This is a genomic window from Pantoea nemavictus, from assembly GCF_037479095.1.
Classification (GTDB): domain Bacteria; phylum Pseudomonadota; class Gammaproteobacteria; order Enterobacterales; family Enterobacteriaceae; genus Pantoea; species Pantoea nemavictus.
In genome coordinates this window covers 182,526-196,931 of record NZ_JBBGZW010000002.1, presented here as the reverse complement: position 1 = coordinate 196,931, position 14,406 = coordinate 182,526, and the positions used below count along the sequence as shown (strand labels likewise).

Genomic DNA, 14,406 nt, shown 5'->3' with positions numbered 1-14,406 from the left:
GTGAGAAGCCCAGCCCGCAGCGCGGGCCGGGAAGAGTGGCAAAAGCCTAAGAATCGAAATGCTGACTCAGCACGCTGCCGAGAATCTCCAGCGCCTGGCTGAATTGCGCATCAGGGATGGTGAGCGGATAGAGGAAGCGGATGACATTGCCCTGCGGGCCGCAGGTCAGCAGCAGCAGCCCCTGCGCCATCGCCTGTTGCTGAATAGTCTGTGCGGTTTGCGCTGAGGCGAACTCCACCGCAATCATCGAGCCAAGACCACGAATATCGGTGATCGCCGCGCACTGGCTACGTATGCCGTGCAGGAAATCAGTCAGCTGTGCGCCGAGTTGTTGAGAACGCTCACACAGCTTCTCATCGGCAATCACGTCGAGCACCGCGTGCGCTGAGGCAATGGCTAGCGGGTTGCCGGCGTAGGTGCCGCCGAGACCACCGGGACCCGGCGCATCCATAATCTCGGCGCGACCGCTTACCGCTGAGAGCGGCATCCCGCCCGCGAGACTTTTCGCCATCGTGATCAGATCCGCTTTCACCGCATAGTGTTCCATGGCGAACAGCTTACCGGTGCGGGCAAATCCGGATTGCACTTCATCGGCAATCAGCAGAATGCCGTGTTCATCGGCCAATGTGCGCAGGTGGTTGAAGAACTCAGGCGGGGCGACGTGGAATCCGCCTTCACCCTGAATCGGCTCGAGCACGATGGCGGCAACATCCTGCGGTGCGATGTCCTGAGTGAAGATATCCTGCAGGCTGGTCAGCGCATCCTCCACGCTGATGCCGGTGACGCTGTTGGGATAGCGTGCGTGCCATACCGAAGCAGGCATCGGGCCAAAATCGCGTTTGTAAGGTGCCACTTTGCCGGTCATCGCCATGGTCATAAAAGTGCGCCCGTGGAATGAATTACCGAAAGTGATGATGCCGTGGCGACGCGTGGCTGCACGCGCCACTTTCACCGCATTTTCGACCGCTTCGGCGCCGGTGGAGAAGAAGGCGGTTTTGGCTTTCCCCGCAATGGGCACCACGCGGTTAAGGCGTTCGGCCAGCGCCACATAGCTCTCATACGGCGTGACCTGGAACGCCGTATGGGTAAATTTCTCTAACTGTTCGGCAATCGCCTGCACGATGCGTGGATGGCGGTGACCGGTATTCAGCACCGCAATGCCGCCGGCGAAATCGATCCAGCTATTGCCTTCACCGTCGCGCAGCGTCGCGTTTTCGGCGTGTTCTACATACCACTGACAAAGATTACCGGTGCCGCGTGGCAGGGCGTCATCTTTGCGTTGTTGCAACTGGCTGTTTTTACCTTCCATAACCTTTCCTTAGCGATACGCGTCTTTACAAATCACGACAAACACGCTTATTTATGCCCGGGCTGCGTTATGATGCCAGAGCCACTTTTAGAGAAAAGAGGGGAGCCAATTGCGAAGTTTGTACGCCGATCATGTATTAGAGCGCATGCAGTTTATGCCGGAAGGGACGTTGCAGCAGCGTTTGCTAGCTTGCATGCAAATCGCTATCGCTGAAGGGATATTTCCGCGCGCCACGCGATTACCTGCCACCCGCGATTTAGCGCGTGAACTGTCGGTGTCACGCAACACCGTGTTGAACGTGTATGAGAATTTGATGGCGCAGGGCTACGTCACGGCGCGCACCGGCAGCGGCACCTGGATTGCAGAAAACCTGCCGGAAGGCTCGCTGAACACGCCGCGCAATGACGCGGCCATGGCGCCATTAACCAACAAACCGGCGGCAATTTCTAAACGCGGTGCCTCTTTGCTCGGCCATGCCAATGCGTCGCCGTATCAGTGGGGAGCATTCGTTCCGGGTGCGCCCGATGTCACGCAGTTTCCGCATAAACTTTTCAGCCAAATTCAGGCGCGCCTGAACCGTGAACCGGATATTGAGCGGCTGATCTACAGCAGCAACGGCGGCTGTCCGCATTTACGCCAGGCATTGGCGGAGTACCTTAGCGTGGCGCGTTCGGTGCGTGCCGATGCCGATCAAATCATCATTACTGAAGGTATTCATCAGGCCGTGGATCTCGTGTCGCGCGTACTATGCGATCCCGGCGATCAGGTGTGGATTGAGGAGCCCGGCTATTGGGGAACGCGAAATTTGCTGCGCATTAATGGACTGAAAATTAATGCCATTTCAGTAGATGAGCAGGGCTTGATCCCGGAATTACCCTCGCGCAGTCGGGCACCCAAGATGATTTTCGTTACACCGTCACATCAATATCCGCTTGGCGTGCATCTTAGCCTTGAGCGCCGTAAGCAGCTGCTGGATTTGGCGCGCAAACACAAAAGCTGGCTGGTTGAAGATGATTACGACAGTGAGTTTCGTTTCTCCGGCCAGCCGTTCCCATCACTGCAAGGGTTTGAACCGGATGCACCGGTGATTTACATGGGCACCTTCAGCAAAACGCTCTATCCGGCACTGCGATTAGGTTATCTGGTGGTACCGAAAGCGCTGGCACAACCGCTGCGCGTGGCGGCAGCGGAACTCTATCGCGGCGGTCATCTGTTGGTGCAGCGTGCGTTGGCCGAGTTCATCCAGAAAGGGCATTACGTGGCGCACATCCGCCGCATGCGTAAGCTCTACAGCCAGCGCCGACGATTTATGATCGGCCTGATTGAACGCTATCTCGGTGCGGCGTTTTTACCGCTGGTGAATCATGAAGCGGGTTTGCATCTGGTGATGAATTTACCGGCGGGTTGCGACGATGTGGCGGTGGCCGCGCTGGCGCTGCGGCGTGGCGTAAAGGTGCGTCCGCTGTCGCAATACTATATGCATCCGCAGGACCGGCGCGGCTTGCTGCTGGGATTTGCCTGTGTCGACGAACGGCAGTGCCAGGATGCATTTGGTGTGCTTAAAGGTTGTCTGGTAGACGCAGGAATCGTTTAGACGATGACACACACTGTAGCGGCGCGATTTATCGCGCGTTTTAATGGCGGCACGTTGCTCATCCAGAAATCGCGCAATAAATTGCGCCGCTACGATAGGTGCTTTATGCCTTTCCGATGCTGTCCAAACGCTCAACCACTTCTTGAGACAGCGTCACTTCACGACTCGCTAGATTCTGCTTCAAATGCTCTGGCGATGAGGTGCCGGGAATCAGCAGAATGTTCGGTGAACGTTGCAGCAGCCACGCCAGCGCGACTTGTAACGGCGTAACGTTCAACTCGTTCGCCACTTCGGTTAGCCGATCCGACTGCAGCGGTGAAAAACCGCCCAGCGGGAAGAACGGCACGTAAGCAATTCCTTGTGCTGCCAGCTGATCGATTAGCGCTTCATCCTGGCGATTGGCCAGATTGTAGAGGTTCTGCACGCAGGCAATCGGCGTCATCGCCTGGGCATCGGCTACTTGTTTGGCGGTAACGTTGCTGAGCCCGATATGACGAATCAAACCGCGCTCTTTCAGCTTGATCATTGCCTCAACCTGCGGCTCCAGCGAACCTTCTTTTGGTCCATACACGTCCAGCATCGAACGCAGATTCACCACGTCCATTACCTCAAGTCCGAGATTACGCAGGTTATCTTCCACCGCCTGCGTCAGCGCTTCCGGCGTAAATGCCGGCAGCCAGCCGCCTTTATCATCGCGACGCGCGCCCACTTTGGTGACGATCACCAGATCGTCAGCGTAAGGGTGCAACGCTTTTTTAATCAGCTGATTGGTTATGTGCGGGCCATAAAAGTCACTGGTGTCGATGTGATTGACGCCAGCGGCGATAGCATCGCGCAGCACCTGTAAAGCGCGTGCTTCATCTTTCGGCGGACCAAATACGCCGGGGCCAGCCAACTGCATGGCACCGTAACCGAGTCGTGCAACCTGGCGATCGCCAAGTGTATAAGTCATTGCGGGATGAGACATGGAAAGCTCCTTGGTCAGTGTGTAGAGAGATTGTAATCGCCCTGTCGCTGTGCAACTATCCGTGCAAATCGGGACACAGTGTACGGAGTGACGGACAATGGCGCTGGATATCGCACTGCTTCACGCAGTCGTAGCAGTAGCAAAAGCAGGTGGATTTCGTGAAGCGGCACGGATGACCGGCAGTAACCCGTCGCGCTTGAGTGATGCGGTACGGCGCGCTGAAGAGCAGCTCGGCGTACGGTTGTTCAATCGCACCACGCGAACGGTAGCGTTAACCGAAGCCGGCAGGGCGCTGATGTCGCGCTTACTGCCCGCAATGAATGAAGAGGATGCCGCACTGGATGCGCTAAATAATTTCCGCGATACGCCGGGCGGCACTTTACGTCTGAACGTACCGGTGAGCGCGGCACGCATCGTGTTACCGGCGATTGTGCCGGGCTTTCTGCAGCGCTATCCGGATATCCAGCTGGAAGTGGTAGCAGAAAGTAACGTGCAGGATGTGTTCCGCGAGAGCTGCGATGCAGGGATTCGTTACGACGATCATCTGGAGCAGGATATGGTGGCGCTGCCGATTGGACCTCGCACCCAGCGTTTCGCCGCGGCGGCATCGCCCGGCTATCTGGCGCAGTTTGGTACGCCGCAGCATCCGCGCGAACTGATGCAGCATCGCTGTTTGTACGGGCGCTATGCGACGGGCGTGGTGGCCGAGTGGGAATTTACCTACGGCGAGGAAACCGTCCGCCTGCAGCCGCAGGGGCCGCTCATTTGTAGCATTGGCGCAGCAATGGATTTGACGGTGGAAGCGGCGATTGCCGGTTGCGGCGTAGTGTATCTGTTTGAAGATTGGATCAAACCGGCGCTCAACGATGGCAGCCTGCAGCCGATTTTGCCGCAATGGTGGCAAAGCTTTTCCGGCTTATGGCTCTACTACAACGGGCGTCGCCTAATCCCCGCGCCGCTGCAAGCATTTCTTGATTATGTGCGCGAGCTTAATGCTCAGACGTCTGTAGATTAATCAGCAAACAATAGCCGCGACGACCACGGCTAAAGGCCAATAAAAAAGCCGATAACCGTTGCCAGTTATCGGCTTTTCGCATCACAGGTTATTACGCGTTCAGCAGCTGATTTGCCGTTTTTTCAACCAGCGCCAGCAGGACTTTAACATCCTCGAGCGTCACGGTTGGATTCAGCAACGTCAACTTCAGGCAAGTTACGCCCTGGTTCTCGGTCACGCCGACGTTGGCACGGCCTGAATCCAGTAGCGCATCGCCGATGCGCTGGTTGAACAGCGCAATCTGCGCGGTATCAGTCAGTTGCTCAGGACGGTAGCGGAACAGTACGCTAGCCAACTGTGGCTGCATCACCAGCTCCAGACGCGGTTCAGAGGTGACAAACTTCGCCACTTCCTGTGCCAGGGTAACACCGTGATCAATGATCGCGGCATACTGTTTCTGACCCAGCGCTTCCAGGCCCATCCACAGTTTCAGCGCATCGAAACGACGCGTGGTCTGCAGTGATTTGGATACCAGATTCGGTACGCCAGCCTCTTCGTCAAACTCAGAGTTCAGGTAAGCCGCTTGATAGCGCATCAGCTCGTAGTGACGCTCATCTTTCAACAGGAAGGCACCGCAGCTGATGGTCTGGAAATACTGTTTGTGGAAGTCCAGCGTGACAGAATCCACCAGTTCCAGGCCGTCAAGATAGTCACGATACTTCTCGGACAGCAGCAGTGCGCCGCCCCAGGCTGCATCAACGTGTACCCAGATATTGTGTTCAGCAGCGATACCGGCAATTTCACGCAGCGGATCGATAGCACCTGCATCGGTGGTACCGGCGGTTGCGACGATAGCCAGGATCTGTTCGCCGTTAGCGTCGGCCTGAGCCAGTTTAGCTTTCAGGTCTAACACATCCATACGGGCAAACTGATCGGACTTCACCTGCACCACAGACTGATAGCCGTGGCCGAGCAATGCCATGTTCTTCTGTACGGAGAAGTGCGCATTTTCCGAGCACAGCACTTTGATCTTACGCAGATCGCCAGTAATGCCGTGCTGTTGCACCGAGTGCCCCTGACGCTGATAGAACGCATCACGCGCCAGCATCAGGCCCATCAGATTGCTCTGTGTGCCGCCGCTGGTGAAGACACCCGCATCGCCAGCCGGATAACCAACCTGTGCACGCAACCACTCGATCAGTTTGATCTCTATGATGGTGGCAGAAGGGCTCTGATCCCACGAATCCATACTCTGATTGGTGGCGTTAATCAGCACTTCAGCCGCCTGGCTTACCACCAGGCTAGGGCAGTGCAGGTGCGCCACACACTGTGGGTGATGCACTGAAAGGCTATCTTTCAGGAAATATTCAATCGCGCGTTCAATCGCGGCCTGGTTACCCAGGCCGTTTGGATTGAAGTCGAGCGTGATACGCTCGCGCAGTTCGGCAACCGTTTTGCCTTGATACATCTCAGGCTGTTGCAGCCACTGCACAACCGCGGCGCTGCTTTGGGCAATCGCCTGCTGGTAAGCCTCAATGCTCGATGCAGAGGCGGCCAGAATCGGGTTTACTTCAGACATTTACTCTTCCAATCAAACAGGTTTGACGCCAGCGCCAATCAGCGCCTGCTCAAATTTATCCAGGAAAATCGCCAGCTCATCGTTGGTGATCAGCAGTGAAGGCAGCAGACGCAACACTGCGCCATGACGGCCACCGCGCTCCAGAATCAGACCTGCTTCGAAGCACTTCTTCTGCAGCAGCGCAGAGAGTTCGCCGTCTGCCGGGAAGCTGCCCATGTGGTCTGCCGCTTCGTTCGGTTTAACGATCTCAATACCGATCATCATGCCGAGACCGCGAACGTGACCAATCACCGGGAAGCGCTTCTGCATAGCGGTCAACTGCGCTTTCAGCCATTCGCCCTGCGCCGCAACTTTGCCCGCGATATCCTGCTCTTTCAGGATTTTCAGCGTGGTCAGGCCGGTGGCCATCGCCAGCTGGTTACCACGGAAGGTGCCGGTGTGGTGACCTGGAGACCAAACGTCGAACTGCTTTTTGATGCCCAGCACCGCCAGTGGCAGACCGCCGCCGACCGCTTTAGACATCACAATGATGTCTGGTTCGATACCCGCGTGTTCGAAGGCGAAGAATTTACCGGTACGGGCAAAGCCAGCCTGAATTTCGTCAAGAATCAGCAGAATGCCGTGTTCCTGAGTCACTTTACGGATACGTTGCAGCCACTCAGCTGGCGCTGGGTTCACGCCGCCTTCGCCCTGAACGGCTTCAAGGATAACTGCCGCAGGCTTGCGCACGCCGCTTTCCACGTCGTTGATCAGGTTATCGAAGTAGTAAGTCAGCGCTTTAACGCCGGCTTCACCACCGATGCCGAGCGGGCAGCGATACTGGTGCGGGTAAGGCATGAACTGGACTTCTGGCATCATGCCATCAACCGCCTCTTTAGGCGCCAGGTTACCGGTGACGGACAGCGCGCCGTGCGTCATACCGTGGTAGCCGCCAGAGAAGCTGATCACACCGCTACGGCCGGTGGCTTTCTTCGCCAGTTTCAGCGCGGCTTCAACGGCATCGGCACCGGAAGGACCGGTGAACTGCAGGCAATAATCCTTACCCTGGCCAGGCAGCAGCGAGAGCAGAGATTCAGAGAACTGATCTTTAAGAGGCGTAGTCAGATCAAGAGTATGTAACGGCAAGCCGCTGGTAATGACATTTTGTATGCTCTGAAGAACATCAGGATGGTTATGACCCAGTGCCAGCGTCCCTGCGCCAGCCAGACAGTCAAGATATTGTTTATTCTCAACATCTGTGATCCACACGCCATGGGCTTTAGCGATCGCTAAAGGCAATTTGCGCGGGTAACTCCTAACGTTAGATTCAAACTCAGCCTGACGGGCTAAGAATGCGTCGTTGTTTCCGTTGAATGCATTGGCACCAAAACTATCAATACGGACTTTATCCGTCATCATATCTCTCCTTCAACCGGGGCTCGTATGGCTCGCCAATTGACTAATTGAACAAAAAAGTAACAGCTGTGAAAAAACGCGGCCAATATAGAGCCTTTTGACCTACATCACAATGATTAATTTTGTTTAGATTTGTTTACTCTTTCCATATATGAATCAGGGCGTTGGCCAGAAATTGGCCGCTTAATTTCGCACCGCCAATGGGGTGGTTAAAAAATAATCGAATGAATAAAGTGACTTATAGCCGCTAAGGCGATCCATGGACCAAAGGCGATAGCGTGATTGAGCTCGCGCCGCCAGGCCATTCTGGCAATCAAAACACATAAAATAGCGCCAGCCGAAGCGAATAACAGCACGGAGGGTAAAAGTGGCCAGCCTAGCCAGGCGCCCATCGCTGCCAGCAGTTTTGCATCACCCATTCCTAGCGCGTCAATGCCTCTAATTTGTTGATATACGGCGGCTAAGAGCCATAAAACGGCGTATCCGGCGATGGCACCTAATACGGCTTCGTGTAACGAACCTGGCAGCCAGCCGAGGGTTTTAAACAGCAGACCGGCCCAAAGTAAAGGCAGCGTAATCACATCGGGCAACAGCAAATGTTCGAGGTCGATCAAGGCGAGGACTATTAGCGCCCACAGCAATAGCAACGCGGTCAGCAAGTGCAGAGTGAAAGGTAAAAGCCAGATAAACAGCAGCGTTAAAAGTGCCGTTAACAACTCGACCTGTGGATAACGCCCGCTAATTTCGCCACGGCAATACCGACATTTTCCGCACAGCAGCAGCCAGCTCAGCAGCGGAATATTGTCGCGCCAGCGCAAGGGGGTAGCACAATTTGGACAATGAGAAGGTGGGTAGAACAAACTGAGCGCTAAGCCCGGTTGCAGCAATTGCCGCGGCAAACGATAGATCACCACATTGAGAAAGCTGCCAACCGACAACCCCAGCAAACTGCCAATTAACCCATATTCCCATTCCATTGCCGCTACTCCGCACCACCCAGCTCATTGGTGCCGAGACGTTACGCCGTAGCGAGCAGTAGTGCGAGAGGAAAAGGGAGGTTGCAGCGGCTTACATCAGAATTGCAGAGCGGGCTCGAGAATCAGCTCGTTCAAAATCTTTAAGACTGCTGTTTAAACAGCTGAATGGCTTCCTGCACATTACTGGTGGCAAGCGACATGATGCGGTCGTTATTGAGAAACACATCATAGTGATCGGCATTAAAGCGAAACACATAGAGATCGCCGCGATAACGTAACCCTTTGGTCTTAACGCCAATATGGTGGCGGCGCAGTGCAGCCTGAGAAAGTCTGTCTGTCGCGTTACTCATCGCCATCTCCTCCAGTCGTTATAAGACATAACCTGACTCAGTATAGGGTTAAAACCTTAGGATAACCTTAAGAACAGTGCTGGTTCATGCTCAATAATGAGCAAATGCGACTTTTCCTCTACCAACCTTCAACGTGTCAGAAAAAGGCCATTGAGCACCTGACCCATTTAATGTTGCGTTAAGTTTACCGGCGTATTTTGGATTGCATGGTCGTAAAAAACACTTAAATCCAAGGTAATGCTATGAATTTTTTACCCTTTTCACGCCCTTCCCTTGGCGAAGAAGAGTTAGCAGCGGTCAAAGCGGTATTTGAATCAGGTTGGATTACCACCGGACCGAAAAACGCAGAACTGGAACAGGCCTTTTGCCAGCTGACCGGCAATCAACATGCGATTGCCGTCAGCTCCGCGACCGCCGGCATGCACGTTGCGCTGCTGGCGCTGGCCATTCAGCCCGGCGATGAAGTGATTACGCCTTCACTGACCTGGGTCTCCACGCTCAATATCATCACGCTGCTGGGTGCCACACCGGTGATGATAGATATCGATCGAGACACCTTAATGGTAACGCCGGAGCAGATCGAAGCGGCCATCACCCCGCGAACTCGCGCCATTATTCCGGTGCATTACGCCGGTGCGCCGGCCGATATGGACGCCATTCGTGCCATTGGCGCGCGGCACGGTATCGCGGTCATTGAAGATGCAGCCCACGCGGCGGGTTGTTACTACCAGGGGCAGCACGTCGGTCATCAGGGCACCGCCATCTTCTCGTTCCACGCCATTAAAAATATGACCTGCGCCGAAGGTGGCTTAATTGTGACGGATGATGCGGCATTGGCCGATCGGATGCGCAGCCTGAAGTTCCACGGCTTAGGCGTGGATGCCTACGACCGACATACGCACGGGCGCAAACCACAGGCGGAAGTGATCATGCCTGGCTTTAAATACAACCTGCCGGATATCAGCGCCGCTATTGCGCTGGTTCAATTGAAGAAGTTGCCCGCTATTAACCAACGCCGTGCCGCCATCGCACAGCGCTATCTTTCCGAGTTGGCGGATACGCCATTTATGCCGCTGGCGCAGCCTGGCTGGCCACATCAGCACGCCTGGCACCTGTTCATCATTCGCGTCGATGAAGCGCAGTGCGGCATCAGCCGTGATGCGCTGATGGAAGCATTAAAAGCCCAGGATATCGGCACCGGGCTGCATTTCCGCGCGGCCCACACGCACAAATATTACCGCGGGCGCTATCCGCAGCTATCGCTGCCGAATACCGAATGGAACAGCGATCGCATCTGCTCAATACCGTTGTTCCCTGATATGCGCGACGAGGACGTCGCTCGCGTGGTTAACGCGTTACGTCAGATTGCTGGAGTTTGACATGCTGGATGAGAAAGCGATTCGTAAAGTATCCGTGGTGATCCCAGTCTATAACGAGCAGGAGAGCCTGCCGGAACTGCTGCGTCGCACCGACGCGGCCTGCGCGGGATTGGGGCTCGATTATGAAATTTTGCTGGTAGATGACGGCAGCAGCGATCGCTCCGGCGAGATGATCGCCGATGCGGCGGATATGCCCGGCAGCCACGTGGTCGGCGTGTTGCTAAATCGTAATTACGGTCAACACTCGGCGATTATGGCCGGTTTCAGCCACGTCAGTGGCGATGTGATCATTACGCTGGATGCCGATCTGCAAAACCCGCCGGAGGAGATCCCGCATCTGGTGCATGCCGCGCTGCAGGGTTATGACGTGGTCGGCACGGTGCGGCAGAACCGTCAGGATAGCTGGTTCCGTCGCCGTGCATCGCGCACCATCAACCAGCTTATTCAGCGCGTCACCGGCAAAGCGATGGGCGATTACGGCTGCATGCTGCGCGCCTATCGCCGCCATATTGTTGATGCGATGCTGAACTGCCATGAGCGCAGCACCTTTATCCCGATCCTCGCCAACACCTTCGCGCGACGCACTATCGAGTTGCCCGTTGCGCACGCTGAGCGTGAGTTTGGTGATTCCAAATACAGCTTTATGCGGCTGATCAACCTGATGTACGACCTGGTGACCTGCCTGACCACCACGCCACTGCGTTTGTTAAGCATCGTTGGCAGCTTAATCGCCTTAACCGGTTTCGCCTTCTCGCTAGTGTTGATCGTGCTGCGCCTGTTCCTCGGCGCCGCCTGGTCTGGCGACGGCGTATTCCTGCTGTTCGCCGTGCTGTTCATTTTTGTCGGCGCGCAGTTTATCGGTATGGGCTTACTGGGCGAATACATTGGACGTATTTACAACGATGTTCGCGCGCGTCCGCGCTACTTCATTCAACGTGTTATTCACCCACAGCAAGACACCGCTTCAGTACAGGAAATTAAGCAATGAAAACAATCGTCTTCGCCTACGCCGAAATGGGCTGCACTGGCATTACTGCGTTGTTGAACGCAGGTTATGAAATCAGCGCTATCTTCACTCACGCTGACACCTCGCCAGAGAGCCACGCTTTTCCTTCGGTGGCGCGGCTGGCTGCGGAACATGGCATCGCGGTGTATGCGCCGGAAGATGCGGATCACCCGCTGTGGGTCGATCGCATCAAATCGATGACGCCGGATTTCATCTTCTCCTTCTATTATCGCAAGCTGCTGAGCGACAACATTCTCAATTGCGCCCGCGTGGGGGCGTTTAATCTGCACGGCTCGCTGTTGCCGAAATATCGTGGCCGTGCGCCGCTCAACTGGGTGCTGGTGAACGGTGAAAAAGAAACCGGTGTTACGCTGCATCGCATGGTGAAACGTGCCGATGCGGGCGACATCGTGGCGCAACAGCGCGTCGCCATCGACGAACAGGACAATGCGTTAACCTTGCATCGCAAACTGGTGGCCTGCGCCACGCAGTTGCTGGAGAGCGCACTGCCCGCGTTGCAATACGGCGATATCGTGACAACGCCGCAGGATCACAGTCAGGCGACGATGGTGGGACGCCGTACGCCAGATGATGGGCGCATCAAGTGGGAGCAGTCGGCTCAATCTATTAATAATCTGGTGCGTGCGGTAACCGATCCCTGGCCCGGCGCGTTCGCGTTCGCCGGTACGGTGAAATTTGTGGTGTGGAAAGGGCGCGTGCACAGCACGGAGCAGCACGCCAAACCCGGCACCGTGCTATCCGTCGAACCCTTCATTATTGCCTGTGGTGAAGGGGCGCTGGAAGTGATCACCGGTCAAAGTGACAACGGTGTGTATATGAATGGCAGCCAGCTGGCACAGAGCCTCGGCATGGTGAAGGGCGCGTTGCTCTATTCCCAGCCGGTGGCTGCGGTGAAACGCCGCACGCGTGTGCTGATCCTCGGCGTGAATGGCTTTATCGGTAACCATTTGACCGAACGTTTGCTGCAGGATGATAACTTCGACGTTTACGGTTTAGATATTGGTTCTGATGCCATCAGCCGCTTCCTTGAGCAGCCGCGCTTCCACTTTGTTGAAGGCGACATCAGTATTCATTCGGAGTGGATTGAGTATCACATCAAGAAGTGTGATGTGGTGCTGCCACTGGTGGCGATTGCGACACCGATTGAGTACACCCGTAATCCGCTGCGCGTATTCGAACTCGATTTTGAAGAGAACCTCAAAATCATTCGTGACTGCGTGAAGTATAAAAAGCGCATTATTTTCCCTTCAACGTCCGAAGTGTACGGCATGTGCACCGATCAGCATTTCGATGAGGATCACTCCAACCTGGTGGTGGGGCCGATCAATAAACAGCGCTGGATCTACTCGGTCTCCAAGCAACTGCTGGATCGGGTGATTTGGGCCTACGGCGAGAAAGAGGGATTACGCTTCACGCTGTTCCGTCCGTTTAACTGGATGGGGCCGCGTCTGGATAACCTCAACGCCGCGCGTATCGGCAGCTCCCGCGCCATTACCCAGTTGATTCTCAATCTGGTGGAAGGTTCGCCGATCAAGCTAATCGATGGTGGCGCGCAAAAACGCTGTTTTACCGATATCAGCGATGGCATTGAAGCGCTGTTCCGCATCATCGAAAACCAGCACAACAATTGCGATGGCCAAATCGTGAATATCGGTAATCCGGAAAATGAAGCCAGCATCAAAGAGTTGGCTGAACGGCTGCTGGCCAGCTTTGAGCGTCATCCACTGCGCAGCAACTTCCCGCCGTTTGCCGGCTTTCGCGAAGTGGAAAGCAGCAGCTATTACGGCAAGGGTTACCAGGACGTGGAACACCGCAAGCCGTCGATCAAGAATGCGCGCCGCCTGATCGACTGGACGCCGACGGTCGAAATGGACACCACCATCGATAACACGCTGGACTTCTTCCTGCGCACCGTTGAGCTGCAGGAGAAGCCATGAAGAGAGTCGGTTTACGCGTTGATGTGGATACCTGGCGCGGCACCCAACTTGGCGTGCCGGCTCTGCTGGAGCAATTCAGTCTGCATCAGCTGCAGGCCAGTTTTTTCTTCAGCGTAGGACCTGACAACATGGGACGCCACGTGTGGCGGCTAATGAAACCGCGCTTTCTGTGGAAAATGCTGCGTTCACGCGCAGCATCGCTCTACGGCTGGGATATTTTGCTGGCCGGCACCGCCTGGCCGGGACGTGAAATTGGTCGCGGCCTGGAGGAGATTATCAGCGCCACTGCCGACCACCATGAAGTGGGGTTGCACGCCTGGGATCACTTTGCCTGGCAAACCTGGGCGGGTGTCTGGCCACCAGATAAGCTGGAAGAGCAGATAGCCCGAGGTAAACAGGCGCTGGAGGCGATAATTAGTGACAATGTCACCTGCTCTGCGGTGGCGGGCTGGCGGGCAGATGGCCGCGTGGTAGCCGCTAAACAGCGCTTTGGTTTTCGTTATAACAGCGACTGCCGCGGCAGCGGTCCCTTCTTGCCCATGCTCAGTGATGGCAGCACGGGCACAGTACAGATTCCAGTGACGTTACCCACATGGGATGAAGTGGTCGGCCAGTCGGTTAGCGCCGAAGGATTCAATGACTACATCCTTGAGCAAATTCATGCCGCGAGCGGCTCGCCGGTTTACACCATTCATGCCGAAGTGGAAGGCATTGTTGGCCTTGAGGCGTTCGGCGATCTGCTACGACGTGCGGCGCAGCAGGAGATCTGTTTTTGTCCGCTGAGCGCGCTGTTACCCGATGATCTCACTACGCTGCCACAGGGCTCCATCGTGCGCGGACATATTCCCGGACGCGAAGGCTGGCTAGGCTGCCAACGTTAATTTTCAACAGGACTCAC

12 protein-coding genes are annotated in these 14,406 nt (G+C 55.7%); 6 read left to right on the top strand and 6 right to left on the bottom strand.

Translation table 11 applies throughout. The annotated features are described in order from the left end of the window. Nucleotides 1-46: 46 nt before the first annotated feature. Nucleotides 47-1,309, bottom strand: a complete 1,263-nt coding sequence (gene gabT, locus WH298_RS20680) for a 4-aminobutyrate--2-oxoglutarate transaminase (protein ID WP_180823870.1) — start codon at nt 1,307-1,309, stop codon at nt 47-49. Between the two features lie 109 nt (nt 1,310-1,418). Between gabT and pdxR the strand changes: the two genes are divergently transcribed. Further along, complete coding sequence (gene pdxR / locus WH298_RS20675) at nt 1,419-2,903, top strand: MocR-like pyridoxine biosynthesis transcription factor PdxR (protein WP_180823869.1); 1,485 nt, start codon at nt 1,419-1,421, stop codon at nt 2,901-2,903. Between the two features lie 103 nt (nt 2,904-3,006). On the opposite strand, the gene WH298_RS20670 is transcribed toward pdxR, so the two are convergent. Next, nucleotides 3,007-3,870, bottom strand: a complete 864-nt coding sequence (locus tag WH298_RS20670) for an aldo/keto reductase family oxidoreductase (RefSeq protein WP_180823868.1) — start codon at nt 3,868-3,870, stop codon at nt 3,007-3,009. Between the two features lie 97 nt (nt 3,871-3,967). On the opposite strand from WH298_RS20670, the gene WH298_RS20665 reads away from it, so the two are divergent. Then, complete coding sequence (locus tag WH298_RS20665; protein ID WP_180823867.1) at nt 3,968-4,885, top strand: LysR family transcriptional regulator; 918 nt, start codon at nt 3,968-3,970, stop codon at nt 4,883-4,885. Between the two features lie 91 nt (nt 4,886-4,976). Here WH298_RS20665 and WH298_RS20660 read toward each other — a convergent pair whose 3' ends face one another. From WH298_RS20660 to WH298_RS20645, 4 genes are all read right to left on the bottom strand, one after another. Beyond that, a complete protein-coding gene (locus WH298_RS20660) occupies nt 4,977-6,443 on the bottom strand; it encodes a pyridoxal phosphate-dependent decarboxylase family protein (protein ID WP_007892993.1) in 1,467 nt (488 codons plus the stop codon). A gap of 12 nt (nt 6,444-6,455) precedes the next feature. Beyond that, nucleotides 6,456-7,841: a diaminobutyrate--2-oxoglutarate transaminase gene (locus WH298_RS20655; RefSeq protein WP_180823866.1), complete on the bottom strand. Its 1,386-nt coding sequence runs from the start codon at nt 7,839-7,841 to the stop codon at nt 6,456-6,458. Nucleotides 7,842-8,047: 206 nt separating this feature from the next. Beyond that, entirely contained in the window at nt 8,048-8,815 is a 768-nt protein-coding gene (locus tag WH298_RS20650) for a prepilin peptidase (protein WP_180823865.1), read from the bottom strand. 140 nt (nt 8,816-8,955) lie between these two features. Continuing rightward, a complete protein-coding gene (locus WH298_RS20645; protein ID WP_007892990.1) occupies nt 8,956-9,165 on the bottom strand; it encodes a hypothetical protein in 210 nt (69 codons plus the stop codon). A gap of 242 nt (nt 9,166-9,407) precedes the next feature. On the opposite strand from WH298_RS20645, the gene arnB reads away from it, so the two are divergent. The 4 genes from arnB to arnD are packed head-to-tail and all read left to right on the top strand — an operon-like array spanning nt 9,408 to nt 14,389. Further along, entirely contained in the window at nt 9,408-10,544 is a 1,137-nt protein-coding gene (gene arnB, locus WH298_RS20640) for a UDP-4-amino-4-deoxy-L-arabinose aminotransferase (RefSeq protein WP_180823864.1), read from the top strand. A gap of 1 nt (nt 10,545) precedes the next feature. Then, nucleotides 10,546-11,532 (top strand): undecaprenyl-phosphate 4-deoxy-4-formamido-L-arabinose transferase, encoded by a 987-nt coding sequence (gene arnC, locus WH298_RS20635; protein ID WP_180823863.1) that lies wholly within the window; start codon nt 10,546-10,548, stop codon nt 11,530-11,532. After that, nucleotides 11,529-13,508: a bifunctional UDP-4-amino-4-deoxy-L-arabinose formyltransferase/UDP-glucuronic acid oxidase ArnA gene (gene arnA / locus WH298_RS20630; protein ID WP_180823862.1), complete on the top strand. Its 1,980-nt coding sequence runs from the start codon at nt 11,529-11,531 to the stop codon at nt 13,506-13,508. The genes arnC and arnA overlap by 4 nt, the downstream gene beginning before the upstream one ends. After that, a complete protein-coding gene (gene arnD, locus WH298_RS20625) occupies nt 13,505-14,389 on the top strand; it encodes a 4-deoxy-4-formamido-L-arabinose-phosphoundecaprenol deformylase (RefSeq protein WP_180823861.1) in 885 nt (294 codons plus the stop codon). Before arnA ends, arnD begins: the two co-directional genes overlap by 4 nt. The last annotated feature ends 17 nt before the right edge of the window (nt 14,390-14,406 follow it).

Bases quoted from the DNA above. Each gene is read 5' to 3' on its own strand.
- WH298_RS20665 (WP_180823867.1), top strand. From the start codon at position 3,968: ATGGCGCTGGATATCGCACTGCTTCACGCAGTCGTAGCAGTAGCAAAA.
- WH298_RS20660 (WP_007892993.1), bottom strand. From the start codon at position 6,443: ATGTCTGAAGTAAACCCGATTCTGGCCGCCTCTGCATCGAGCATTGAG.
- arnC (WP_180823863.1), top strand. From the start codon at position 10,546: ATGCTGGATGAGAAAGCGATTCGTAAAGTATCCGTGGTGATCCCAGTC.
- arnD (WP_180823861.1), top strand. From the start codon at position 13,505: ATGAAGAGAGTCGGTTTACGCGTTGATGTGGATACCTGGCGCGGCACC.
- gabT (WP_180823870.1), bottom strand. From the start codon at position 1,309: ATGGAAGGTAAAAACAGCCAGTTGCAACAACGCAAAGATGACGCCCTG.
- arnB (WP_180823864.1), top strand. From the start codon at position 9,408: ATGAATTTTTTACCCTTTTCACGCCCTTCCCTTGGCGAAGAAGAGTTA.
- arnA (WP_180823862.1), top strand. From the start codon at position 11,529: ATGAAAACAATCGTCTTCGCCTACGCCGAAATGGGCTGCACTGGCATT.
- WH298_RS20650 (WP_180823865.1), bottom strand. From the start codon at position 8,815: ATGGAATGGGAATATGGGTTAATTGGCAGTTTGCTGGGGTTGTCGGTT.
- WH298_RS20655 (WP_180823866.1), bottom strand. From the start codon at position 7,841: ATGATGACGGATAAAGTCCGTATTGATAGTTTTGGTGCCAATGCATTC.
- WH298_RS20645 (WP_007892990.1), bottom strand. From the start codon at position 9,165: ATGAGTAACGCGACAGACAGACTTTCTCAGGCTGCACTGCGCCGCCAC.
- WH298_RS20670 (WP_180823868.1), bottom strand. From the start codon at position 3,870: ATGTCTCATCCCGCAATGACTTATACACTTGGCGATCGCCAGGTTGCA.